This is a genomic window from Rhizobium sp. 25PS6 (genome assembly GCF_032464655.1).
Classification (GTDB): domain Bacteria; phylum Pseudomonadota; class Alphaproteobacteria; order Rhizobiales; family Rhizobiaceae; genus Rhizobium; species Rhizobium laguerreae.
This window is the reverse complement of the sequence record NZ_JAWDIV010000044.1, coordinates 1-3,241: the sequence shown is the minus strand read 5'-3', so window position 1 is coordinate 3,241 and position 3,241 is coordinate 1. Positions and strand designations below refer to the sequence as shown.

Here is a 3,241-nt window from a genome sequence, read left to right as displayed (position 1 = left end):
GGACCGATTGGGAGCCGCCTGAGCGCGGACGAGCAGGCCAGGCTGGATGATCTTCTAAACCGGCGCGAACTTTGACGGAGATCAAAGCCGAGCCTTCGATAGCCGTCTACCGTTCACATTCAACAAATCCGAACGTGAGGCGAGGAACATGCAGGCCAAGGACATCATGACACGAGACGTCGTCTCCATCAGCCCGCAGGTCGGCGTCCGCCACGCCGTTGCCGTCATGTTGCAGAACGGTGTGAGCGGCCTCCCGGTCGTGGACGAGGAGGGCCGCGTTCGCGGAATGCTGACAGAGGGAGACCTTCTGCTTCGCAGAGAGATCCGCGTTTCGCCTCGCACGCCTCGCGGGCCGGAGATGATCTCCGAGACCGACCTGGAGAGATATATTTCCAGCAACGGGTGGTCGGTGGCGGACGTGATGTCACCGGACGTCATCGTCGCACGGCCCGACAGCGAGATATCAGACATAGCCGAGAGCCTTCAGGCTCATCGCATCAAGCGGCTGCCGATCGTGGAGAACGGCAAGCTTGTGGGAATAGTGAGCCGCCGCGACATTCTGGGATTGATCCTCGACGCTCCAACGACGCCGATTCCCCGCGAGGACGAGTCCATCAAGCTCGCCGTACGCACCCGGCTGCGGTCGGACCTCGGGCTCACGCCCCAGAAGATCCAGGTAACGGTGAAGAACGGCCAAGTTACGCTGGAGGGTCTGGTTGAGTCGGAACTGAAGCGAAAGGCAGTGCGCAGCCTCGTCGAGAGCTTGGGAATCGGAGGGTACAAGGACTGCCTGTCCGTGACGGAGGAACACGGTTCCTAGACGTTTCGCGATCCGTCCTTCTTTGAAGACTTGCTCATTCCAGCTACGAGCGCTCTCTTCAGCTTCGTTTCCGAACAGGTGCACGACGTCGTGGCGACGAGCGGACATCCCCGATTGGGTCAGGCTCCTCCCATCCTATCGCGGCATTGTAAGAGGCGAGGAGGCCCGTCCGGGATGTCACCTGAACGAGGCCTCTGTCAAAGTTTCCCCATTTGACACGGAACTTCCGACTCGCAGGCGGACCATACGTCTTAGCCCATTTGGGATCTTTGACGCAGATCAAACAGCGCGCGTCCCCTTGACCTGACCGGCGCGCTTTCAGGTAGATGCGGAATCCTTGCCGGTTGGAGTTCCGCTTGCAAAAATAACGGCAGGCGCGGCGAACATGGCGCGCACGCCACGAATTCGACATGTGACCACACAGAGTCGACGCGAGTTCCGCGTCCTCTTCGCTCATCCGATTGCCAATCCTATTTCGAGGGCTAGCTTTACAAGGCGAAGCCTTCTCCACGCTGTCGAAAGGCGAGTAGATGGAGAGGAAGCGGTGCGCGTGACAGGCGTCGACTCGTGCAGCTTCTTCCGCGCGGATTCCGGAGGCGAACCGGATACTGCCAGGCGTTAGCGGCTGACAGTCGGTCGATCTCGACGAGATGCCGAATCGGCCAGGAGCCGTTCAATGGAGGGGCGGAGCTTGCCGGTCAAGGCGGATGAGTTGAGCGGCCCGACGAACTTGAAGGCGATACGGCCATCCCGGTCGACGAGGAAGGTCTCAGGAACCCCGTAGGCTCCCCAGTCGATGGATCGTCGCCCGGATCGATCGATGCCTATGGCCGAATACGGATTGCCGTTCGCGCGGAGGAAGGCGATGGCGTCGGCCGGATCGTCCTTGTAGTCGATGCCGACGATCTTCACCCGCCGATCCTGGGCGAGCTGCATCAGGAACGAATGCTCCTGATGGCACGGGACGCACCAGGAGGCGAAGACGTTGACGATTGTCACCTCGCCTTTCAAAGCCTCGTCGTCCAGGGCAGCGGTCTCGAATCCTTGAAGTCCGGGAAGTGCGAGCGGAGGATGGTTCTCGCCGATCAGCGCGGACGGTAGCTCCGACGGAGAGTAGCCCGATGTCGCTTCGCGGTACAGGTTGTTCGCCACTGCGCCGGCGAATCCGAGGAAGGCCACGAGAGGTAGCGCGGCGATGAGGCGGCGGGCCATTCAACGGCCGCCGTTCGTTCGAACGGCACGAACGGGCGCGAGCGCGGCGACGCGACGACGATATGATCTTCCGGTGATCCATACCTTCGCTGATGTCGCGAAGACGACCGAGAAAGTAAGGGCGTAGGCGATGTAGACGTACGCTTGATGTGTCATTCAATCCTCCTTGTGAGCCGCTGCCCTGACGGCCAGCCTGTAGTGCGAGATCAGCTTTCTGCGCCAGATCTCGTTTCTGATCGAGGCGACGTAGAGGGTGGCGAAAAGACACGCGAAGGCGAGCCCCATGACCAGCAATGGCCGCAGGAACTCGATGTCCAGAGCCGGTCCGGCAAGGCGGACCACGCTGGCCGGCTGGTGGAGGGTGTTCCACCATTCCACCGAAAACTTGATGATCGGTATGTTTACGAATCCTACGATGATCAGCACGGCGGTGACCCTTGCCGCGCGGGTGGGCTCGTCGATGGCGCGATTGATCGCGAGAAGTCCGAGATACATGATGAACAGCACGAACATCGAGGTCAGACGTGCGTCCCAAACCCACCACGTCCCCCACATCGGCTTCCCCCAAATCGCTCCAGTGATGAGGGAGACGAACGTGAAGGCGGCGCCGAGCGGGGCGGCGACACGGGCCGCGACGTCGGCGAGCGGATGCTTCCAGACCAGCGACCCAATCGCGTTCGCGGTCATCACGCTGTAACAGAGCATCGCCATCCAAGCAGCCGGAACGTGGACGTACATGATCCGGACAGTCTCGCCCTGCTGGTAGTCTCCATCGGAGTTGAAACTCAACCAGAGCCCGGTGGCGAACGCGATCAGCGTCGCGGCCGCGAGGATCGGAATTGTCCTGTTCGCCAGTTCGACGAAGCGGGACGGTTGTGCGAGGGCGACAACGCCCTTCGAGAACTTTGAGACAGAGATCATGGACGGAGGAGTAGCGCGGAGCGCGTGCGAGATAATTGATCCGGATCAAACAGCCGATGTTTGGGCGGGAGCGGGGCGGTTCTTTTGCAGACTTGCAGGTGCCCAAAGTTCGTCCCAACTTGACGGAGATCAAATACAGGCGATTGGCTGACCGCTAGTGATTTCCCATGCAGAAGGAACATGTGCATGGATTTCGAAGCGTTTTTCAAAAACGAGCTGGACGGGCTTCATAGCGAGGGCCGTTACCGCGTTTTTGCCGATCTCGAACGTCACCGCGGCAATTTTCCG

General features: G+C 60.6%; 4 protein-coding genes. 1 reads left to right on the top strand and 3 read right to left on the bottom strand.

Annotation, left to right across the window (positions count from 1 at the left end):
- Nucleotides 1-148: 148 nt before the first annotated feature.
- Nucleotides 149-820 (top strand): CBS domain-containing protein, encoded by a 672-nt coding sequence (locus RWK44_RS34630; RefSeq protein ID WP_131665556.1) that lies wholly within the window; start codon nt 149-151, stop codon nt 818-820.
- 618 nt (nt 821-1,438) lie between these two features.
- On the opposite strand, the gene RWK44_RS34625 is transcribed toward RWK44_RS34630, so the two are convergent.
- Genes RWK44_RS34625 through RWK44_RS34615 form a run of 3 tightly spaced genes read right to left on the bottom strand, consistent with a single transcriptional unit; the run spans nt 1,439 to nt 2,953 of the window.
- Nucleotides 1,439-2,032, bottom strand: coding sequence for a DsbE family thiol:disulfide interchange protein (locus RWK44_RS34625; RefSeq protein WP_131665555.1), 594 nt, complete (start codon nt 2,030-2,032; stop codon nt 1,439-1,441).
- Nucleotides 2,033-2,188 carry a heme exporter protein CcmD gene (locus RWK44_RS34620; protein WP_131665554.1) on the bottom strand — a complete coding sequence of 52 codons (156 nt, stop codon included), beginning with the start codon at nt 2,186-2,188 and terminating at the stop codon, nt 2,033-2,035. It abuts the gene before it with no gap.
- Nucleotides 2,189-2,953 carry a heme ABC transporter permease gene (locus tag RWK44_RS34615; RefSeq protein WP_131665553.1) on the bottom strand — a complete coding sequence of 255 codons (765 nt, stop codon included), beginning with the start codon at nt 2,951-2,953 and terminating at the stop codon, nt 2,189-2,191. It abuts the gene before it with no gap.
- Nucleotides 2,954-3,241: the final 288 nt, after the last annotated feature.